Annotated in this window: 21 protein-coding genes; all 21 read left to right on the top strand. The window is 39.4% G+C overall.

Annotated elements, in window-relative coordinates:
• Positions 1-112: 112 nt before the first annotated feature.
• A complete protein-coding gene (pepF, locus tag ODU37_RS01125; protein WP_249562224.1) occupies positions 113-1915 on the top strand; it encodes an oligoendopeptidase F in 1803 nt (600 codons plus the stop codon).
• A 1-nt stretch (position 1916) separates the two neighbouring features.
• Positions 1917-2357, top strand: a complete 441-nt coding sequence (locus ODU37_RS01120; protein WP_044758942.1) for a hypothetical protein — start codon at positions 1917-1919, stop codon at positions 2355-2357.
• 15 nt (positions 2358-2372) lie between these two features.
• Positions 2373-2921 (top strand): DUF6630 family protein, encoded by a 549-nt coding sequence (locus ODU37_RS01115; RefSeq protein WP_002938103.1) that lies wholly within the window; start codon positions 2373-2375, stop codon positions 2919-2921.
• Positions 2922-2995: 74 nt separating this feature from the next.
• The gene (locus ODU37_RS01110) at positions 2996-3715 is read left to right on the top strand and encodes an O-methyltransferase (protein ID WP_050571607.1); all 720 of its coding nucleotides are present in this window, start codon (positions 2996-2998) and stop codon (positions 3713-3715) included.
• Positions 3716-3775: 60 nt separating this feature from the next.
• On the top strand, positions 3776-4777 hold the full coding sequence (gene prsA, locus ODU37_RS01105) for a peptidylprolyl isomerase PrsA (RefSeq protein WP_002938100.1): 1002 nt from the start codon (positions 3776-3778) through the stop codon (positions 4775-4777).
• A gap of 267 nt (positions 4778-5044) precedes the next feature.
• Entirely contained in the window at positions 5045-5530 is a 486-nt protein-coding gene (locus tag ODU37_RS01100; RefSeq protein ID WP_024403194.1) for an LURP-one-related/scramblase family protein, read from the top strand.
• Positions 5531-5809: 279 nt separating this feature from the next.
• The gene (gene alaS, locus ODU37_RS01095) at positions 5810-8428 is read left to right on the top strand and encodes an alanine--tRNA ligase (protein WP_024403195.1); all 2619 of its coding nucleotides are present in this window, start codon (positions 5810-5812) and stop codon (positions 8426-8428) included.
• Positions 8429-8636: 208 nt separating this feature from the next.
• Positions 8637-8837, top strand: coding sequence for a hypothetical protein (locus tag ODU37_RS01090; protein WP_024403196.1), 201 nt, complete (start codon positions 8637-8639; stop codon positions 8835-8837).
• A gap of 33 nt (positions 8838-8870) precedes the next feature.
• On the top strand, positions 8871-9095 hold the full coding sequence (locus tag ODU37_RS01085) for a hypothetical protein (protein WP_012775188.1): 225 nt from the start codon (positions 8871-8873) through the stop codon (positions 9093-9095).
• A gap of 185 nt (positions 9096-9280) precedes the next feature.
• Positions 9281-9847: a DUF3267 domain-containing protein gene (locus tag ODU37_RS01080; protein WP_105141367.1), complete on the top strand. Its 567-nt coding sequence runs from the start codon at positions 9281-9283 to the stop codon at positions 9845-9847.
• 12 nt (positions 9848-9859) lie between these two features.
• Positions 9860-10075 (top strand): helix-turn-helix transcriptional regulator, encoded by a 216-nt coding sequence (locus tag ODU37_RS01075; protein ID WP_004299042.1) that lies wholly within the window; start codon positions 9860-9862, stop codon positions 10073-10075.
• A complete protein-coding gene (locus ODU37_RS01070) occupies positions 10072-10830 on the top strand; it encodes a DUF3169 family protein (protein ID WP_105141368.1) in 759 nt (252 codons plus the stop codon). The genes ODU37_RS01075 and ODU37_RS01070 overlap by 4 nt, the downstream gene beginning before the upstream one ends.
• 21 nt (positions 10831-10851) lie before the next feature.
• Complete coding sequence (locus ODU37_RS01065; RefSeq protein WP_161944946.1) at positions 10852-11058, top strand: hypothetical protein; 207 nt, start codon at positions 10852-10854, stop codon at positions 11056-11058.
• 25 nt (positions 11059-11083) lie between these two features.
• Complete coding sequence (locus ODU37_RS01060; protein ID WP_398580401.1) at positions 11084-11773, top strand: lysostaphin resistance A-like protein; 690 nt, start codon at positions 11084-11086, stop codon at positions 11771-11773.
• Between the two features lie 23 nt (positions 11774-11796).
• Complete coding sequence (locus ODU37_RS01055) at positions 11797-12114, top strand: hypothetical protein (RefSeq protein ID WP_024395885.1); 318 nt, start codon at positions 11797-11799, stop codon at positions 12112-12114.
• Positions 12115-12123: 9 nt separating this feature from the next.
• A complete protein-coding gene (locus ODU37_RS01050; protein ID WP_398580400.1) occupies positions 12124-12798 on the top strand; it encodes a lysostaphin resistance A-like protein in 675 nt (224 codons plus the stop codon).
• 108 nt (positions 12799-12906) lie between these two features.
• Positions 12907-14028 (top strand): IS110 family transposase, encoded by a 1122-nt coding sequence (locus ODU37_RS01045; RefSeq protein WP_174853682.1) that lies wholly within the window; start codon positions 12907-12909, stop codon positions 14026-14028.
• Positions 14029-14906: 878 nt separating this feature from the next.
• Positions 14907-15722, top strand: a complete 816-nt coding sequence (locus tag ODU37_RS01040; protein WP_024413064.1) for a gluconate 5-dehydrogenase — start codon at positions 14907-14909, stop codon at positions 15720-15722.
• 51 nt (positions 15723-15773) lie between these two features.
• Positions 15774-16415 (top strand): RpiB/LacA/LacB family sugar-phosphate isomerase, encoded by a 642-nt coding sequence (locus ODU37_RS01035; protein WP_002936092.1) that lies wholly within the window; start codon positions 15774-15776, stop codon positions 16413-16415.
• A gap of 15 nt (positions 16416-16430) precedes the next feature.
• Positions 16431-17432 (top strand): sugar kinase, encoded by a 1002-nt coding sequence (locus tag ODU37_RS01030; protein ID WP_024403201.1) that lies wholly within the window; start codon positions 16431-16433, stop codon positions 17430-17432.
• Between the two features lie 10 nt (positions 17433-17442).
• A complete protein-coding gene (locus ODU37_RS01025; protein ID WP_105242749.1) occupies positions 17443-18084 on the top strand; it encodes a bifunctional 4-hydroxy-2-oxoglutarate aldolase/2-dehydro-3-deoxy-phosphogluconate aldolase in 642 nt (213 codons plus the stop codon).
• Positions 18085-18331 lie beyond the last annotated feature (247 nt).

Genomic DNA, 18331 nt, shown 5'->3' with positions numbered 1-18331 from the left:
TAGCGAATGGCAAAAACTGTTTTCCAGTTGAAATAAGTAACCTATAAGCCCTCACTTTCCGTTGGAAAGAGGGGATTTTTTATGTTAGAATAAAGAATACGGAGGATTAATTATGTCTAAACAACGTTACGAAATTGAAGAAAAATACCAGTGGGATTTAACCACTATTTTCCCAACCGATGAAGCCTGGGAAGCAGAACTTGCAGATTTACAAGCTGAAACTGAAAAAACAAAAGAATTTGCAGGTCATTTACTGGACTCAGCTAAAAGTCTCTTAGAAATTAGCGAAACGCAACTTAGTCTTATGCGTCGCATTGAAAAACTCTATGTCTATGCGTCTATGAAGAACGACCAAGATACTCGCGAAGGAAAATATCAGGAATTTCAAGCTAAGGCCATGGGCTTGTATGCTGTCTTTTCACAGGCTTTTGCCTTCTATGAGCCTGAATTTATGGGCATTACTGAAGAGAAATTGGAAGCCTTTAAAGTAGAAGAGCCGGCTCTTGTTCAGTACAGCCATCAATTTGAAAAACTTTTAGCAGCTAAGGACCATGTCTTGTCACAAGAGGTGGAAGAAGTATTGGCGGCGACCAGCGAAATTTTCGAATCACCAGCTGAAACCTTCTCAGTCTTGGACAATGCCAGCCTGCGTTTCCCAGAAATCACAGATGAAGACGGTCACTTGGTGCCACTTTCACACGGAAACTACATCCACTTTATGGAGTCTAAAAACCGTGATGTCCGCCAAGAAGCATACGAAGCTATGTACGGTACCTATGAGCAGTTCCAGCATACATACGCTAAGACTCTGCAATCTAATGTCAAAGTCAATAACCTGAAAGCTCGTTTACGAAAGTACGACTCAGCTCGCCACGCCTCACTTGCAGCTAATTTTATTCCAGAATCTGTTTACGATACATTAGTGGAAGCTGTGAACAAGCACCTTCCGCTCTTGCACCGTTATATCAATTTGCGTAAGAAACTCCTGGGTATTGATGATTTGAAAATGTACGATATGTACACACCATTGTCAGATTTCAGTACCAAGATTTCTTACGAAGATGCTCTTAAAAAATGTCAAGAAACCTTGGAAATCTTCGGCGAAGATTACTCTGCTATCGTAAAAGAAGCCTTCGAAAACCGCTGGATTGATGTCCATGTTAATGAAGGAAAACGTTCAGGAGCATATTCAGGAGGTGCCTACGATACCAACGCCTTCATGCTTCTCAACTGGCAGGACAATTTGGACAACATGTACACCCTTATCCATGAAACAGGACATTCTCTTCACTCTATGTTGACTCGTAAGACTCAACCCTATGTCTATGGCCATTATTCCCTCTTCTTGGCAGAAATTGCTTCAACAACCAATGAAAATCTTTTGACAGAAAAACTCTTGGCAGAAGTAGAAGATGATAAGGAACGCTTTGCGATTCTTAACCATTACCTAGATGGTTTCCGTGGTACAGTCTTCCGCCAGACACAATTTGCCGAGTTTGAACAAGCTATCTATAAGGCAGACCAGGAAGGTCAGGTCTTGACGGCTGATTTCCTCAATGAATTGTACGGTCAGACTAACGAGAAATACTACGGACTTTCTGCCGAAGAAAATCCAGAAATCCAGTTTGAGTGGGCTCGTATTCCACACTTCTATTACAATTTCTATGTCTATCAATATGCGACAGGTTTTGCGGCAGCATCTGCTTTGGCAAATAAGATTGTCAATGGTAGCCCAGAAGACAAAGAAAACTATCTCAACTACTTGAAGGCTGGTAGCTCAGATTATTCTCTCAATGTCATTGCCAAAGCAGGTGTAGACATGACCAAAGAAGACTATCTTAATGATGCTTTCAAAGTTTTTGAAGCACGCCTAACTGATTTAGAGGAGCTTGTTGAAAAAGGGGTACATCTCTAAAATGATTTCCTATAAACGTTCGATTGTCATTCCCAGTGTGATTAGTCTTGTTTTCATCTTGCTCGGTCTTGGTGGTTTGACCAGACCTGAACCATCTGTGGGAAGTGTTGTCTATTTGATATTTTTACAACCTTTGCTGGTTTATTTATATATATTGAGAAAGCAAAAGGCTGTTTTTATCTTGACAACACAGTACATAGAATTTCAAGAACACTTTTGGAGTGAACGTCAACGCCATTCGTTAGAAGAGATTGCGGAGATTCGCTACCTTGTTTCTCCTGTCTATCGTGGCTATCAGTCGAAACGTTTGCGAATTGTAGGAAATAAGGGGGTACTACTTGCAGTCGTCAGCTTGAATAGGCTTGATGGTGCAGATTTTAATGATATTTACCATTTTGTAGAGCAAGTAGCACCGCATATAAGATGGGATTTTTCAAATTAATAAAGAGAGGGGACTATGTTAACAGAAGAACAACTACAAGATATTTTTGAATTAGCAGATTTAATGTCAAATGGTGATAGGGAACTATTTCTCCAACTTAGAGAAGTAGTCTTCGCCAGTGATCCACACGAGATTCTCAATTTTATGGAACGTATTTTAGATTCAGAGTCATTCGATGATTTCTTGGATCGTGTTGGAGAGTCTGAAAAGGAAAATCTTTGGTTAATCTTGATAAAATTACTAGAGCATTTGAACTATATTTGTGTGCGTGATTATAAGGACAATCTTGAAGATTTTATCTACTTTTTTGATTGCCTTCAGCAGGTCCGCAATGCGGGAATTTCTCTTAAATTGGATTCAGGTGGATTAAGTCCAATTGCATCTATTTCAGAATGGGCAAGAGTCATTGATAACAAATATCTTGATGAAAACTTTTGTCTAGGGGCAGTAGATATGGACACGGATAGTTACTATCTCTTTTTCAGTAAGCAGGCGACTTTTATTCGACTTCAAGAACTAGCTGGAAATTTAGGGTATCGAATTGATTACGCCAAAAATATGTAGAGAAAAGGTGGGGAAACCTACCTTTTAGTGTATTGAGGAAGAAAATCTTGTCGGCTTATGATATAATGGATTCTATGGTTGAATCATATAGTAAAAACGCAAATCACAATATGCGCCGTCCGGTTGTCAAGGAAGAAATTGTGGATTTTATGCGAACACGTCAGGCGCAAAATACAGGGTTTTTGAAAGAACTGGAAGAGTTTGCTCATCAAGAAAACATTCCAGTTATCCCTCATGAAACGGTAGCTTATTTCCGCTTGCTGATGCAGACACTCCAACCTAAACGTATTTTAGAAGTTGGAACTGCTATTGGCTTCTCTGCGTTACTGATGGCTGACAATAGCCCGCACTCGAAGATTACGACGATTGATCGAAATGAAGAAATGATTGGATTTGCTAAGGAAAACTTTGCCAAGTATGATTATCGCCAGCAGATTGAATTGCTGGAAGGAGAAGCTATGGATATTCTTCCTACTTTACCAGATAACACATATGATTTTGTTTTCATGGATTCTGCTAAATCAAAATATATTGTATTTTTACCAGAAGTCTTGAAAAAGGTCAAAGTAGGTGGTTTAATCATTTTGGATGACATCTTCCAAGGAGGAGATGTTGCCAAGGACATCAAGGATGTCAGAAGAGGGCAGCGAACGATTTATAAGGGATTGCAACGTTTATTCGATGCGACTTTGGATAATCCAGATGTGACTGCTAGTCTTGTTTCCATGAGTGACGGTCTCCTTATGTTGAGGAAAAATGTAGAGAATGTTGACTTAAAACATATAGAAATTTAAGAAGTTTTTAAGCTTTTGTGTTATAATAAAGGGGTTAATGAAAAAAGGAGAGAGTCTTTAATGAAACAAACTAAAAAAATTCTCGCAGGTGCAGTAACACTCTTTGCTGCAGTAACACTCGCTGCTTGTTCCAATGCAGCTGATAAAGATATCATTACGATGAAAGGTAACACGATTACTGTGTCTGAGTTTTATGAGAAAGTAAAAACAAACTCACAAGCTCAACAAGTTTTGCTGTCAATGGTTATCAGTAATGTATTTGAAAATCAGTATGGTGACAAAGTCTCTGCAGAAGAAGTAAATAAGGAATATGATAAGAAGGCAGAACAACTTGGTGCTTCTTTTAACGCGGCACTTTCTTCGGCAGGATTGACAGAAGAATCCTATAAGGAACAAATTCGTACCAATAAATTGGTTGAGTATGCTGTAAAACAAGCTGCTGAGAAAGAATTGACAGATGAAAACTACAAGGCAGCTTATGACGCCTATACACCTGAAGTAACAGCACGTGTCATCAAGTTGGCAGACGAAGCTAAAGCAAAAGAAGTTTTAGCTGCTGCACAAGCTGAAGGTGCAGATTTTGCTCAATTGGCGAAAGACAATTCCACGGATACTACTACAAAAGACAATGGAGGCGAAGTTAAATTCGATTCAACTTCAACAACTGTTCCAGCAGAGGTACAGAAAGCGGTATTTGCCTTGGATGCAGGTCAAGTCGGAGCGTCGGTGATTTCTTCGGTAGATATGAAGACGTATACAACGAGTTATTACGTTGTAAAATTGGATGCTAAATCAGAAAAATCTGCTAAATGGGAAGATTATAAAGATAAGCTGAAAGAAATTATTTTGGCACAAAAGCAAAGAGATTCATCATTTGTTGCTACTGTGCTGAAAGAAGCACTCCAAAAAGCAAACGTTAAGGTTAAAGACAGTGCTTTCCAAAATCTTCTTTCACAGTATGTGACAACAGAAGAAAGCAGTTCTTCCTCAACGAAGAGCAGCTCTTCGTCGACTGAAAGTTCTTCTTCTACAACAGAATCTTCTAGTTCATCAGGTCAGTAATTGACGATTTACTTATTAAGAATTGGTACTTGACACCTTAGTTCAGAAAATTGGCGGTTGTTGCGAGCCATCTAAGCCAAGTATTTTGCTACTTAATATTACAATTGAATAGTAGAGCCTGTATTCACAGTTTGTGGCTTATATATAAAAGTTTTTTGCTTGTGGATACAGTTTCTTAAATGAGAATGACAAGTCATTGAATGAAGGTGGTACCGCGGTTTTTCGCCCTTCGTTTGATTTCTTGTTATTTTTTTTGGGGAGGTTATCATGAAGCAATTTCAAGTGAAACAGCGCTTTACCTTTGGTGGTGAAAAATTTGATATTCGTGATAGTTTTGGGAATCTTGCTTATCAAGTGGAGGGATCTTTTCTCGAAATTCCAAAACGATTTATCGTAACCAATTCCAGAGGTGGGGAAGTTTGTCAGATTACTAAGAAGTTTTTGACCTTCCTGCCCCAGTTTACCATTGATATGGCAGAGGGACATTCTTTCTACTTGCAAAAGGAATTTACTTTTTTCAAGGATCGCTATACTGTGGAAAATCTAGGTTTAATCCTAGACGGAAATATCTGGGATTTGGATTTTCGCTTGAAAAGGCCAGATGGTATGCTCGTAGCTGAAATCTCCAAAGAACTCTTTCATTTAACTTCTCATTACTCCGTTACTGTATTGGAGGACTCCTATGCAGATTTGGTCATTTCCTTAGTGGTCGCAATTGACTACATCGAAATGATGGAAGATGCATCGAATTAATCGTGAAATAATCCTTCAGTTTAACTGGTCCGTTAAATTGAACCTGCCTAACTATCACTTATGAAAGGAAAGGGTATCGAGTTTATTCTGAAATGAACTCGGGCTACGGACTTTCCCCTCAATTATTACTATATGAAAGGAAATGTTTAATTTAACTGTTTCGTTAAATTGAACCCGCCCGGAAGGCTCGGAAAAAAGATAAACTGCCTAGGAAATCAAGAGTTCCTGTCAGTTTCCTATTTTTCAGTCGCCTTCTAATCGGGCTTGGTATCTTAGTTTATGAAAAATTTATCTTCTGCTCAAATTCGTCAAATGTGGTTGGATTTCTGGAAATCAAAGGGTCACTCTGTTGAGCCTTCAGCAAATCTAGTCCCTGTTAACGATCCAACTCTTTTATGGATCAACTCTGGTGTGGCAACCCTCAAGAAATACTTCGATGGCTCTGTCATTCCAGATAACCCACGGATTACAAATGCTCAAAAATCTATCCGTACCAACGATATTGAAAACGTTGGTAAGACAGCACGTCACCACACCATGTTTGAAATGCTTGGTAACTTCTCTATTGGTGATTATTTCCGTGATGAAGCGATTGAATGGGGCTTTGAGCTCTTGACAAGCTCAGAATGGTTTGCTTTTCCAAAAGACAAGCTCTACATGACTTACTATCCTGATGATGTGGATTCGTACAATCGTTGGATTGCCCTTGGTGTTGAGCCAAGCCACTTGATTCCGCTTGAAGATAACTTCTGGGAAATTGGTGCAGGTCCTTCTGGTCCAGATACGGAGATTTTCTTCGACCGTGGTACTGACTTTGATCCTGAAAACATTGGTATCCGTCTTTTGGAAGAAGATATTGAAAATGACCGTTACATTGAGATTTGGAATATCGTATTGTCCCAGTTTAACGCAGACCCAGCTGTTCCGCGTTCTGAATACAAGGAATTGCCAAATAAAAACATCGATACGGGCGCAGGTTTGGAGCGTTTAGCAGCTATTTTCCAAGGGGCTAAGACCAACTTTGAAACGGATCTCTTCTTGCCAATCATTCGTGAAGTAGAAAAGATTTCTGGTAAGACCTATGACCAAGATGGCGACAACATGAGCTTCAAGGTTATTGCAGACCATATCCGTGCCCTTTCTTTTGCCATTGGTGACGGTGCCCTTCCTGGAAATGAAGGTCGTGGTTATGTCCTTCGTCGTCTCCTTCGTCGTGCTTCTATGCATGGTCAACGTTTGGGCATTACAGAGCCATTCTTGTACAAATTGGTGGAGACAGTTGGTAATATCATGGAAAGTTACTATCCAGAAGTACTTGAAAAACGTGCCTTCATTGAGAAGATTGTTAAGAGTGAAGAAGAGTCATTTGCTCGTACTATCCATACAGGTTCACAATTTGCTGAGCAATTGATGGATAAATTGGCAGCAGAAGGTAAGTCTGAGATTGATGGTCGTGACATTTTCAAACTCTATGATACCTATGGTTTCCAAGTAGAATTGACAGAAGAATTGGCTGAGCACCGTGGTATGACCCTTGACATTGCTGGTTTTGAAGCGGCTATGAAAGAGCAACAAGACCGTGCCCGTGCTTCAGTTGTCAAAGGTGGTTCAATGGGGATGCAAAATGAAACCCTGGCTGCTATCACAGAAGAGTCGACCTTTGTTTATGGCCAAACAGCTCTTGAAGCAAGCTTATCTGTCATTGTGGCTGATAATGCGCGTACAGAAGCAGTCTCAGAAGGTCAAGCCCTCCTTGTCTTTGACCAAACACCATTCTATGCAGAAATGGGTGGTCAGGTTGCAGACCATGGTTTTGTGAAAAATGCTACTGGAGACATTGTTGCGACTGTCATCGATGTGCAGAAAGCACCAAATGGTCAACCATTACACACAGTTGAGCTGTCCGCAAGCATTTCAGTTGGTCAAACCTACACACTTGAAATCGAAACAAAACGCCGTAAGGGTGTTGAGAAGAACCACACAGCAACTCACTTGCTCCATGCAGCTCTTCACAATATTATCGGCGAGCATGCAACACAGGCTGGTTCCTTGAACGAGCAAGACTTCCTCCGCTTTGACTTTACTCATTTTGAGGCAGTTACTGCGGAAGAACTTCGTCGTATTGAAGAAGAAGTCAATGAGCAAATTTGGAATGCCATTCCAGTTGTGACAGTTGAGACAGATATTGACACAGCCAAGGAAATGGGTGCCATGGCCCTCTTCGGTGAAAAATACGGTAAAGAAGTCCGCGTTGTTACTATCGGTGACTACTCTGTGGAGCTCTGTGGTGGTACCCATGTTAGCAACACCGCTGAAATCGGTATCTTCAAGATTTTGAAAGAAGAGGGTATCGGTTCAGGTACTCGCCGTATCATTGCGGTAACAGGCCGTGAAGCCTTCCTTGCCTATCGTGACCAAGAAGATGCCCTCAAAGAAGTAGCGGCAACCATCAAGTCGCCGCAGATCAAGGAAGTGCCAAACAAGGTTGAAAGTCTTGCTCAGCAAGTTCGTGACCTGCAAAAAGAAAATGCAGCTCTGAAAGAAAAAGCAGCGGCAGCCGCTGCTGGTGATGTCTTCAAAGATGTCAAAGATGCTAATGGCATTCGCTACATTGCTAGCCAAGTCCAAGTTTCAGACGCAGGTGCCCTCCGTACCTTCGCTGACAACTGGAAGCAGAAAGACTACTCTGATGTCTTGGTGTTGGTTGCCGCAATCAGTGACAAGGTCAATGTCCTTGTAGCAAGCAAGTCAAGCGATGTTCATGCAGGTAACCTCATCAAAGTCCTTGCGCCAATCGTAGCAGGTCGTGGTGGTGGTAAGCCAGACATGGCCATGGCCGGTGGCAGCGATGCCTCTGCAATCCAAACCCTCTTGAACAGCGTAGCTGATAATCTATAATCGCTCAATAAACTCTTTTATCCATTGGGTAGAAGAGTTTTTTGCATGTTATTCTAGTCATTTTGACGAACTTCATAAACTTTTTGACAAAAATTATTATTTTTTTGACAACGATAGTTGTCAAAAAGAAAAGTAAGTGTTACAATGATATTGAGATAAAGATGAAAACGAATTCATCTGGTAAATAAACAGAAAGTAGGAACTATATATGAAAAAGATAAACAATAGTGACATGGTAGGTTTTGTACAACTTATCGCGATCATCTATCTAGTTTTTGTCCTACTAGCTGACATTATGAAGTGGCAGCAGTTGGATCAGACTCATGTGACTCTTGCCATTTGTGCCATCGTAGTGACAACTGGAAGCTTGAAGAAACTAGGTGGCAGAAAAGAGTCAAAGGTAAAGTAGTAAAATTAGTCGAGTAGTAGGTGGTGGAAAATTATGAAAACCAGTAGCAATAAAAAAGGAATTTTGATTACAGGAACAAGTGTTGTGCGAGGTTTGGAAGTTATAATTGCTCTATTTTTGATATATGCTTTCGTTCAAATTCTTGGATTTGGTCAGCCTATAGATATGGTACCACTCTTGATGATGGTGAGTTCCCTATTCATTTTGAAAACCACTCTCGGCAGAGAAAAGGAAAAGAAGAATGAACAAGACAGTTAAAAACGGAGTGAAAGTAGTCCTACTATTTTTCGTACTCTTCTTGATAAATATTTTGGTGTTTAAAGTTTTATCTTTGTTAGGCTTTGAGATGAGTTTGACTGAGAGAAGTTATCTATTTCCTCCATTGCTGGCGACATTGGTGACAGCTCTGCTATTTTACAAAATGAAATCTAAGGAGAAGAAAATTGGAAGCTAAAAAGAAATTATTTGAAGTCAATATCATGGAAAATAAGAAGTTTGTCTGGGGATTGAATATTCTTGCTGTGGCACTCATCTTTCCTTTTGCCTTCGTATTTGGAATGATAGTCAGTTGGTTGATAGCTAACGGTTCGCAATACTTGGAACTGACCGTGTCGGAGGTATGGTTGCTTTTCCCTCTCTATATTCTTTTAATAGTTGTGCACGAGGCAATCCACGGCATCTTCTTCAAAGTTTTTTGTCTTGAAAATCCTGTCAAATACGGGTTTAAATGGAAATCGGGCATGGCCTATGCGACCAGTCCAGGTTCGCTCTACACTCGGATGCAAATGCTAGTAATCAGCTTGGCTCCCTTTGTTGTGATTAGTTTGGGCTTGACCATGTTAGCAGGATTTGGGATGATGAATACCACTCTTTACTTCATGCTGGCAACCATGCATGCGGCCTCTTGTGCAGGCGATTTCTACTATGCCTATCTCTTATTGGTCAAGTTTGCCAAGGAAAATATAGCTGTCGAAGACACAGAAACAGGCTTGATTATCTACCAAGCCTAGAAAGGAAACATCATGGAATATGTCTTAAAAAATCGGCTCAAGGAGTTGCGGGCACGAGATAGCCTCAACCAGACTGAGCTGGCAAAATTAGCAGAAGTATCACGGCAGACCATTAGTCTGATAGAGCGTGGGGAGTACACGCCCTCGGTGGTCATTGCCATGCGGATAGCACAGATTTTTAATGAAAATGTGGAGAATGTCTTTCAATTAGTGGAGGTAGAAGAATGAAACAGGGGAAACAAATTTCAACGAAACAAAGATGGATAAGGAATATTTCTTATTTGCTTATTTCAGCCATTTGTGGTGGTTTTGTGGGCTTCTTTGGAGTGCTTAATGAAAAATTTGGCCTACCTTCTTATCTCAATTTAGATAACTTTCTAATTTGTTTGCGTATCGTTACATTTGTAATTTTCGCTGGAACTGTATTCTTTGGTCTTAAAGCTAATCAAAATTATAAACTTTATCATTCCATTTCAGATGAGGATGAGGAACATGTTGATGAACTATATAAGAAAATGTATCGTAACCTAGAGTACGCGACCATTTCATTTAATGTTGCCGTATCATTGACTCTGTTAAATTTGGTTCTAGGATTTGGTGTTACCTTCTTAGAAGACAGTGCGGTCATGTATGGATCGATTTTTGACTTAGTTTTCTATATCATACTTCTTGTTTCTCAAGTATTTATTATTAAATTAACTCAGAAAATTCGTGAATATAAGCTTTCTGCTTTTGCTACGGTAAAAGAAATGAAGGACTTTGCTGAGGCGATGGACGAAGGTGAGAAACAAGCAAACTACGAAATGAGTTTCCAAATCGTCTTCACTTTGAATCAAATCGTGTTACCAGGTTTGTATCTATTCCTATTTGTACTTAGCATGCTATTGCAGGAGCGACAAATTACAGCCTTTCTAGTTGTTGCCTTTCTTCACATTTACATCAATGTCATGCAGGTTCGCATGATCCGTCGGTATTTTAAATAAGGAAAGGTTTTGGTAGTGATTATGAAAGAGAATAAAAAGTTTATATCGGTTCTAAAAATTGTTTACTTCGTGGGGTTAATCGGTCTCGGTCTGTACGCAGTTGGCTATATTTTCGGAGAGTGGCTGGCTACTAGGCAGATTGATTTGTCAACTCTGAATATCCTTCTGCCGATGGTATTGGGCTTGCCTGCTCTGCTATTGATCGAAAAAGAAAGTAATGAAAACTGACTTAGTGTATGTGAAGGAGATTGCTATGAATAGACTTGGAAGTATCAAAGATTGGAATGTGGTTAAAAATTGGAAGTTTCTCTTAGTGGGATTGGTTGTCGTTGCACTGAATGTATTGACCCAGTTGGCCATGTTTGCCCTACCAAATTTTGATGGGAATAACCTACTGATTGCTGCAACCCTTTTATTGTTAGCCGTGGTGCTTGGTCTTATCTTGACTGGTAAATTAGGTCTATGGAAAAGTGAGCAGAAGTGGGGGATGGGTGCGAATGTTGGTTTTGTAGCCCTCGCTTTTATCGTTATGTTTGGTCTGAAAATAATTGGTGGGCAATTGATTATGCTGGAAGAGGGATACGGTCAAACGACTGCCAATCAGGAAATCATCAATAATTCAGGCTTGCCAACCTTAGTTTTGTTTCTCTTTGCTGTACTTTTTGCTCCAGTTCTTGAAGAATTAATTTTCCGTGGCATTCTCATGGGGAAAGTCTTTGGTAAGGATTCGAATGTTGGATTGTTGCTATCAAGTTTTCTGTTTGGACTTATTCACAATCCGACCAATATCGGATCTTGGGTTGTCTACGGAGGTATGGGTCTGGTCCTGGGACTCGCCTATCGTATTTCTGGCAAATATACCAATGCACTTATTCTACACAGTCTCAATAATCTTATCGGATTTTTGTTGATGCTACTGATGCAAAGTCTGGGCTTGATATAGGAGGGTTGATATAGGAGGATACAATGGAACTATTTTTATGGATTCTTGTGGGATTTCTATTTTTCAATTCTCTATCAGATAGGAAAAAAGTGAAGCAGTTGCAAACTAGGGTAAAAAAGTTGCAGAAAACTACAAAAGGAGAAAATCAGATGTCAGTTTTATTGAAAGAATTGGTCGGAAGTAAGGCTAAAATCCGCTTTGATGAGGAATTTTCTATTGCTTATGAATACACCATTTTGGCAGTTGATGAGGAATGGGTTAAAATTTCTCGTGAATTAGCGAATGGGGAGATTGAAACCAAGTTAGTACGAGTCGATAATATTATTGACTTGAGCTTTTAGGGAGGGAATATGTTAAAATTTATCAAACACGTCGCATTACTATTTCTATACTTTGTTGCCTATCAAATTGCTTCAGGTTTTCTGATGGTAGGACCAACTTTACAAAGCATACCAGATATACCTGCCCAGTTGATTGACAGTACAATTTGGATTTGTGCGATAGTTGGTATCGTTCTTTCCATTGCGCTCATTATTCTGTTATGGAAGTATATCTATCCACGTCATTCTGTTGACTATCGTGTGACAGCTTCATGGTTCCATAAGATTCAATGGCCGTTATTACTCTATATTGCATTTTTTATCTTCCAACTTTTGATACCTATATCTGAAAGTCAAAATCAAACCTTGGTCATCCAATTTGTGTCTGCCTACCCCTTGGTTTCATTTTTATCAGTCGTAATCTTTGCCCCGATTTTAGAGGAGTTGATTTTTAGAGGTTTGTTGGCGACCTATTTCTTCCCTAAAATGGCAGATATGAAGGCTGTTGGAATCTATCTTGCTGTAACGGGTTCTTTGTTTAGTTTGGTCCATATGCCAACAACCATTCCGCAGTTTTTAATTTATTTCACTATGGGTCTCAATCTTGGTTGGCTCTATTTAATTAGACGAGATATTCGCTATCCGATTGCGCTACATATGTTAAATAATGGAATTTCCTATTTGATGATTCTATTTTTGGTATAGACAATATGTAAAGACCCCCAGTTGAGAATTCGTGGATTTACCTGTACACTAGAATAAAAAAACAATCAACTTCTAACAGGAATTACCACACTCAATTGGAGGTCTTATATGTTTCATTTTACCACACTTTTCATCGGAATGGATGTTCACAAAGAAAGTTTTTCACTCTGCTATTATGATATGATGACCAATCAATTCAAACATAGCACTAAAGTTGGTCCAAATGTTAGCTATATTGTGAACTATGTGAATGAGCTTCGTCGTTTATATGGTCAAGATGCAGAAGTGTTATGTGGCTACGAAGCCGGATGTCTTGGATTTACCCTATATCACCAGCTACAAGCTCACGGGCTTCCCTGTATCGTGATGGCGCCTACAACGGTGATGAAGGAAGGATCTAAGCGTGTTAAGACTGATAAAAAAGATGCAGCTCAGCTCGCAAAAGCTCTGGCCTTTCGTAGCTATCGGCCTGTTCATATTCCTACTGCTGAGGATGAACAAGTCAAAGAATATATCCGCATGAGAACAGACCACAAAGTGGCTCTGAAGAAAATCAAACAACAAGTTCTTGCCTTCTGTCTCCGACATGATTTTCGCTATACCGAGGGAAGCAGTAATTGGACACAGAAACATGTCCGCTGGCTCCATTCCCTAAATCTTGATGGACTTTACGCAGAGATTTTGACAGAATATCTACTGACCTATGAGAAATTAGTAGATCAAATAGAACGGTATGATGCGCGAATTGAGCAACTGGGTCAAAGCGACAGTTATCAAGAGAAGGTCTCTCAGCTTTTTTGCTTTATTGGCATTAAAACACTAACCGCTCTTTCCATTGTGACGGAAATCGGTGATTTTAACCGCTTTGCGACAGCTCAACATTTTGCTTCTTATCTTGGGCTGACTCCTAGCGAAAACTCTAGCGGCGACAAGGAGAGAAGAGGTGCTATCACCAAAGATGGGAATAGCCATGTGAGACGACTTCTGATAGAAGCTGCACAATCATTGGCTAAGGGGACGATTGGGTATAAATCCAAAGAATTGAAAAGGAGACAAAGTGGAAACCGAGTGGAGGTGATTGCTTATGCGGATAAGGCTAATGAACGCTTGAGACGACGTTATCGCACACTTGTTCTAGGAAAAAATAAGAAACAAAATGTTGCTAAAGCAGCTATTGCACGGGAATTATCTGGTTTTATTTGGGGGATGATGACAGGAAGAATAGCTTAAAGTTAGTACTTGTTTTCATGTACACTTTTGACAATTAAGTTTTATCATCGCAGAGCGATGAGGAATCCCTATTTCTATCCCAAATCACTGGGTGAATTTGGACAGAAATAAGGATTGAAATAATGTTTGAATGGAAAGTATCTTGAAGGAGTTTAGGACTTCAAGGTTTGAGTCATCTACGAAATGACTAAGTGGTACAATTGTAATCCACGCTTATAGAGAGTAGGACTCGCGGCAGAACCATTGACCTGTAGGTAACCAAAGCTACAGGTTGCTAGAACAGCCTAAAAGCTGTTCTAGGTTGGAAATAAGGAAACGACGTTTCCTCGCTCGTCGAAGTAATCAAAGATAAACTGATATGACTATATAAAATGAATTACAGAATATATGATTGAGATAGATGGTACCTTGTTGCACGTTGCAATAGGGTATTTTTTATTTAGAGTAGTAAACACAGGGTAAAAATGTTAATGTTTGAGTTCCTATTAACATCTCGGCGGAGTAGTTGAGTTTTCGAATATTCTGGAGATTGTTTGAGGTGGGAAATTGGTAGTGAGGGAGTCAGTCGTATCACTTCCCGCTCCCATTTTGTATGGTTTACTTTCGTGAATGTAGTATAGCCAATTTTGGATAATATATGAATAATGACATGTAAAATGTTTACTAATGATTGATAAAATCGAAGAAGAAAATCATATTTGTGTTAAGTATATTTTATTGCTTGGGGAATGAAGATACTCGAATTTTATAAGATTATATCAAGATTCGTTTTGAAAGTATTTAAAATAAATGATAAAAACCGTTGACAAAACCGGTTTACTATATTACAATACAATTTGTAAACGCTTTACAAATTAAAATACAAGGGAGTTACGAATATGAATCAGCAATTTTCATTGGATCAATTTTCTCTAAAGGGAAAAATTGCTTTGGTAACAGGGGCGTCGTATGGGATTGGCTTTGCGATTGCATCGGCCTATGCAAAAGCAGGGGCGACAATTGTTTTTAATGATATTAATCAAGAGTTGGTTGATAGGGGAATGGCAGCCTATAGGGCAGCAGGTATTAATGCGCATGGCTATGTTTGCGATGTAACTGATGAGGATGGAATACAGGCTATGGTTGCTCAAATTGAATCAGAAGTTGGAGTTATTGATATTCTAGTGAATAATGCTGGTATTATTCGTAGGGTTCCAATGATTGAAATGACAGCAGCTCAATTTCGTCAAGTTATTGATATTGACCTAAATGCTCCGTTTATTGTTTCTAAAGCGGTTATTCCATCTATGATTAAAAAGGGGCATGGGAAGATTATCAATATTTGTTCCATGATGAGTGAGTTAGGACGAGAAACAGTGTCTGCTTATGCAGCGGCTAAAGGTGGGCTTAAGATGTTGACGAAGAATATTGCTTCGGAATACGGTGAAGCCAATATACAATGTAACGGCATTGGTCCTGGGTATATTGCAACTCCACAAACAGCTCCGTTACGTGAACTCCAGAAGGATGGTTCTCGTCATCCATTTGATCAATTTATTATCGCGAAGACCCCTGCAGCTCGTTGGGGTGAAGCTGAGGATTTGATGGGTCCAGCAGTCTTTTTAGCAAGTGATGCTAGTAATTTTGTGAATGGGCACATTCTTTATGTTGATGGAGGAATTCTAGCTTACATTGGTAAACAGCCGGAAGCGTAATAAACGAATTAACAAATTTAACAAATTTTGATATAAGAAGGGGAAAAAACGATGAAAATTGCACTTATTAATGAAAATAGTCAGGCTGCTAAAAATAGTCTTATTTTTGAAACATTGAAGTCAGTAACAGATGCTAAAGGGTATCATGTTTTTAACTATGGAATGTATGGTAAAGAGGGAGAAAGTCAGTTGACTTATGTACAAAATGGTCTGTTGGCTTCAATCCTTCTAGTTAGTAAGGCAGCGGATTTTGTTATTACAGGTTGTGGCACGGGGGTAGGTGCCATGTTGGCGGCTAATAGTTTTCCAGGGGTAGTTTGTGGCTTCGCGGTAGATCCTACGGATGCATACCTCTTTTCACAGATAAATGGAGGAAATGCTTTGTCTCTGCCATTTGCAAAGGGATTCGGTTGGGGAGCTGAATTAAATCTCAAATTACTTTTTGAGCGACTGTTTGCAGAGGAAATGGGGGGCGGATATCCCCGTGAACGCGTTATTCCGGAACAACGAAATGCTCGTATTTTGAATGAAATGAAAGCAGTCACCTATAAAGACTTACTGACAGTACTTCAGGAAATTGATCAAGATTTTTTGAAAGAAACTATTTCAGGTGAACATTTCCAAGAATATTTCTTTGCCAACTGTCAGGACGAGTCAATTGCAGCATATTTAAAAACAGTATTAGAAAGTTAAAGAGTGGGGGCGGTTATGAAGAAGGTATTACTGATTGGTGAACCTTTAATTCGCATTACACCAACAAATTATCAAGAATTGACAGATGGTGTAGAAAGTCGTGTGTTTTTTGGAGGTTCAGAAATCAATGTCGCTTGTAATCTTCAAGGATTTGGATGTGAAACCAAGCTTTTGACCGCACTACCACAAGGCTCTCTAGGTGATAGATTTTTAGATTTCTTAGATGGGAAAGGGATTGATACTTCCAGTGTTCAACGTAAGGGGGAACGTGTGGGGGTATACTACATGGAAGCAGGATTTGGTTGCCGTTCTAGTCAAGTCTACTATGATCGTGGCCAGTCTAGTTTGGAAGCTATTCAAGTCGATCATTTTGATATGGAACAATTATTTTTAGAGGTTGGGTTGGTTCACTTTAGTGGTATCACCGTGGCTATTGGTTCAGCTGTTAGGGCATGGCTTGTTCAAGTATTAAAAGAAGCAAAGCGTCGTAAAATTCCGATTTCGATGGATCTTAATTGGCGTTCTAAGATGATTGGATTAAGAGATGCAAAAAAAGTGTTCTCGCAATTTGCGACCTATGTAGACTATTGTTTTGGTCTGGAACCTATTATGGCTAATGAAAAAGATTGGGAATTATTTGAAAGAGATACGGCTACTGTCCATACAATAAGAGAACGGATGCAAACTTTAAAGGAAGCCTATAAGTTCCAAGCAATTTTCCATACGATTAGGCAGACAGATGAACTAGGCAGAAATTTGTATAAGGCTTACGGATTGGCTGATGAATTTTGTTGCTCTCAAGAATTGAAAACTCAGGTGTTACAACGTGTTGGCAGTGGTGATGCGTTTGTTGCTGGGGCATTATATAAATTGTTAGAGGGGACATCGTTAAAGGCTATTTTAGATTTTGCAGTTGCTAGTGGAACTTATAAATGCAGCATAGAAGGGGATCACATGCGGCAATCTCTTAGAAAAGTTGAGTCTTTATTAGAGGGGAAAAATGACATTATACGATAAAGGAGAAAAAATGAGTCCATCACAAATTATTTCAAAATTGAAGGAGCAAGGGCTTGTTGTAGTCGTTAGAGGAGATGACAAAGAAGTCGGATTTAAGACGGCACAGGCCTGTATTGCAGGAGGAATTACAGCTATAGAGGTTGCTTATACAAATCCTGACGCGAATATGATTATTACAGAACTTAGTCGATGCCATAAAGATGATGTTTCTGTTTTAATTGGGGCTGGAACGGTTCTAGATTCTGTAACGGCACGGCAAGCCATTATGGCAGGAGCAAGTTATATTGTTTCACCATCTTTTAATATAGAAGTTGCAAAAATCTGTCATCTTTATGCAGTGCCATATCTTCCGGGCTGTATGACTTTAACGGAGATTACAAATGCTTTGGAAGCAGGCTGTGAAATGGTTAAACTGTTTCCTGGTAGTGTTTTGGGGACAAACTATATTACTGCAATCAAAGGACCATTACCGTATGTTTCAATCATGGTAACCGGTGGAGTAAATCTTAATAATGTTTCAGAATGGTTTAACGCTGGTGCAACTGTTCTTGGTATCGGTGGGGAATTTAATCAATTAGCTACTGAAGGAGAGTTCGGTACAATTCAAGAATTAGCGTCCTCTTATACAAGTGTTAGAGATAAGATGAGGTAGTTTATTTCAAAATAAGGACTGTATTTTTAACGTTTTCACTTTCTCCTGCCTCCAACGGGGTTGAATGTGGGAGAAAGTGAGATGTTACAGGGGAAATTTTGAACGGAAACATGGAGATATTTGGTACTCCTGTTTATGAAAAGAGGGAGCTGGAGAATATTTTTTAAATAAAAGTCCAACAAAATATAAAACGCTTACATTTTTTTATAAAATCTATTGACAAGTGGTTGTCAATAGTCTACAATAC

The organism is Streptococcus sp. 2021WUSS109, assembly GCF_044427305.1.
GTDB classification, from domain to species: Bacteria; Bacillota; Bacilli; order Lactobacillales; family Streptococcaceae; genus Streptococcus; species Streptococcus suis.
Note: the sequence above shows the minus strand (reverse complement) of the source record. Positions and strands in the feature narration are given on the sequence as shown.

Coding starts and splice junctions, on each gene's coding strand:
- pepF (WP_249562224.1), top strand. CDS start 113: ATGTCTAAACAACGTTACGAAATTGAAGAAAAATACCAGTGGGATTTA.
- ODU37_RS01120 (WP_044758942.1), top strand. CDS start 1,917: ATGATTTCCTATAAACGTTCGATTGTCATTCCCAGTGTGATTAGTCTT.
- ODU37_RS01115 (WP_002938103.1), top strand. CDS start 2,373: ATGTTAACAGAAGAACAACTACAAGATATTTTTGAATTAGCAGATTTA.
- ODU37_RS01110 (WP_050571607.1), top strand. CDS start 2,996: ATGGTTGAATCATATAGTAAAAACGCAAATCACAATATGCGCCGTCCG.
- prsA (WP_002938100.1), top strand. CDS start 3,776: ATGAAACAAACTAAAAAAATTCTCGCAGGTGCAGTAACACTCTTTGCT.
- ODU37_RS01100 (WP_024403194.1), top strand. CDS start 5,045: ATGAAGCAATTTCAAGTGAAACAGCGCTTTACCTTTGGTGGTGAAAAA.
- alaS (WP_024403195.1), top strand. CDS start 5,810: ATGAAAAATTTATCTTCTGCTCAAATTCGTCAAATGTGGTTGGATTTC.
- ODU37_RS01090 (WP_024403196.1), top strand. CDS start 8,637: ATGAAAAAGATAAACAATAGTGACATGGTAGGTTTTGTACAACTTATC.
- ODU37_RS01085 (WP_012775188.1), top strand. CDS start 8,871: ATGAAAACCAGTAGCAATAAAAAAGGAATTTTGATTACAGGAACAAGT.
- ODU37_RS01075 (WP_004299042.1), top strand. CDS start 9,860: ATGGAATATGTCTTAAAAAATCGGCTCAAGGAGTTGCGGGCACGAGAT.
- ODU37_RS01070 (WP_105141368.1), top strand. CDS start 10,072: ATGAAACAGGGGAAACAAATTTCAACGAAACAAAGATGGATAAGGAAT.
- ODU37_RS01065 (WP_161944946.1), top strand. CDS start 10,852: ATGAAAGAGAATAAAAAGTTTATATCGGTTCTAAAAATTGTTTACTTC.
- ODU37_RS01060 (WP_398580401.1), top strand. CDS start 11,084: ATGAATAGACTTGGAAGTATCAAAGATTGGAATGTGGTTAAAAATTGG.
- ODU37_RS01055 (WP_024395885.1), top strand. CDS start 11,797: ATGGAACTATTTTTATGGATTCTTGTGGGATTTCTATTTTTCAATTCT.
- ODU37_RS01050 (WP_398580400.1), top strand. CDS start 12,124: ATGTTAAAATTTATCAAACACGTCGCATTACTATTTCTATACTTTGTT.
- ODU37_RS01045 (WP_174853682.1), top strand. CDS start 12,907: ATGTTTCATTTTACCACACTTTTCATCGGAATGGATGTTCACAAAGAA.
- ODU37_RS01040 (WP_024413064.1), top strand. CDS start 14,907: ATGAATCAGCAATTTTCATTGGATCAATTTTCTCTAAAGGGAAAAATT.
- ODU37_RS01035 (WP_002936092.1), top strand. CDS start 15,774: ATGAAAATTGCACTTATTAATGAAAATAGTCAGGCTGCTAAAAATAGT.
- ODU37_RS01030 (WP_024403201.1), top strand. CDS start 16,431: ATGAAGAAGGTATTACTGATTGGTGAACCTTTAATTCGCATTACACCA.
- ODU37_RS01025 (WP_105242749.1), top strand. CDS start 17,443: ATGAGTCCATCACAAATTATTTCAAAATTGAAGGAGCAAGGGCTTGTT.